Source organism: Mesorhizobium sp. M1E.F.Ca.ET.063.01.1.1 (assembly GCF_003998155.1).
Lineage (GTDB): Bacteria > Pseudomonadota > Alphaproteobacteria > Rhizobiales > Rhizobiaceae > Mesorhizobium.
Map to the genome: position 1 here is coordinate 1 of NZ_RZSC01000963.1, position 1,908 is coordinate 1,908.

2 protein-coding genes and 1 pseudogene are annotated in these 1,908 nt (G+C 62.9%); all 3 read right to left on the minus strand.

Translation table 11 applies throughout. The annotated features are described in order from the left end of the window. A pseudogene (locus EOA29_RS34830) lies at window positions 1-377 on the minus strand (hypothetical protein); the annotation flags it as partial. A 9-nt stretch (window positions 378-386) separates the two neighbouring features. Further along, a complete protein-coding gene (locus EOA29_RS34835; protein ID WP_127222284.1) occupies window positions 387-1,418 on the minus strand; it encodes an ABC transporter substrate-binding protein in 1,032 nt (343 codons plus the stop codon). 46 nt (window positions 1,419-1,464) lie between these two features. Then, on the minus strand, window positions 1,465-1,908 hold a 444-nt coding region (locus tag EOA29_RS34840), incomplete at its 5' end, for a PLP-dependent transferase (protein ID WP_189479094.1).

Here is a 1,908-nt window from a genome sequence, read left to right on the forward strand (position 1 = left end):
ATATAGACATGCAGCAGTCCGTGCGGCGGCGAAAAGAACGGCTTCGGCAACCAGCCGAGCTTCGCAGTCGTCAGTTCCCAAAGCCCGAACCAGACACCGAGCGCGATGAACCAGGGGCCGTAATGGATCAGCCACCCCCCAAGCCTGCCAAGTCGGTCGGCCGTGAAAACCAGAACCGCGAAAACCGCGGCGCCGGCCAGCAGGAGACCTCCGAACAGGTTGCGGCTACCCCACGGGACGACGTCGGGTAGCGCCATGGTGACGATCGCGGCGCCGATCCAGGCGGCCGCCGCGATCAATCCGTGCTTCCAGATGGCGCCGCCAAGCACGGAAGCCAGCGTCGTGCCGTCCTCATGCTTGTCGGCTGCCGCACTCATGCGCTGCGCCTAAGCCAGGATATCGACCGTGACGCGCGAGGCGAGTTCCGACGGCACAGTGGTCGGGTCAAGCACCTTGATCAGTGCCAGATCCTCGGCGGAGCGTTTGACCTGCGCCTCCAGATCCTTGCCGACCGGGTGAGTGTGCAAAGCCCAAGACGCGATCTCATCGTGGATGTCCTCGACCGGGAAGCCGGGATTGAGATTGTCGACGAACCATTTCGCCACCTCATCCGGATGCTGCGAGGCGTATTCGTGGATTTCGATGTCCGCTTCCGCAAGGCGCCGGATGGCATCCTTGTTTGCGTTCAGGAATGTGGAATTGACGCCGAGCACGCAGCAGACCGTGCCTTCGAAGACGCCGGTCTGGGTGTTGGCGACCTCGACCAGGTCGAATTTCTTCTTCTGCGCATAGGCCCAGGGATCGAGATGGGCGAGTGCATCCGCCTGGCCCTTGCCGACGGTCTCGCCGACGAGGTCGAACGGCACGTTGGTCCAGTTGACGTCGTTGTTCGGATCGAGGCCGGCCTTGGCCAGCGCCACCTGGAAGGAATGCTTGGGCGGGCTCGCCACGTCATAGGAAACGATCGTCTTGCCCTTCAGGTCTTCCAGCTTCTTGACGCCGGACGCCTTGGAGGCCAGCAGCCTGGTGCAACCGCCATGCGAGCCGGCGAAGAGTTTTACGTCCAGCCCCTGCTCGAGCGGCTTGATCCAGTCGTAAAGCAGGCCGGCGCCGGCGTCGGTCTTGTTGGTGGCGATGGACTGGATCAGCGTCAGCCCGCTGGCACCCTGGTAGTAGAGATCGATGTCGAGATCGTGCTTGGCGTAGATGCCCTTTGAAAGCGCAAACGCGATCGGCGAATGGCAGGCGGCGAACTCGGTCCACGACAGCCTGACCTTTGTCGGATTGCCAGCGATAGCGTAACTGGTCGGCCTGGCGAGCAGACCGGGAGCGGCGGCGCCGACGCCGAGCGCCCCGGCCGTCTTCAGCATCCCGCGCCGCGAGATTTTCGAGCTTTTAATGTCGTTGCTGGAACCCATTGCCCTCTCCTTTTGGATTTGAAGCCGACAGTTGCCGGCGGATGCCTCATGCAGCCTTCAGCTCGCGGTCGCCGGCGACCTGGTCGAGCGCCTGTTCGAGATCGCGGATGATGTCGTCGGGATGCTCGATGCCGATGGAAAGCCGGACGTAACCGGGCGTGACCCCGGTCGCGAGTTGCTCCTCTGACGAGAGCTGCGAATGGGTGGTGGTCGACGGATGAATGGCGAGCGAGCGAGCGTCGCCGATGTTGGCCACGTGGTAAAGCAGCTTCAGCCCATTGATGAAGGAGCGGCCGGCTTCGCGCCCGTCCTTCAACTCGAAACCGACCAGCGCGCCATAGCTGCCCGACCGCAAATAGGCATCGGCGCGGCGCTTGTTCTCGCCGGTCTGATATTTCGGAAAGATGACGTCCGCGATCTTCGGATGACCGCGCAGATATTCCGCCACCTTGATGGCGTTCTCATTGTGCTGGCGGATGCGCAACGGCAG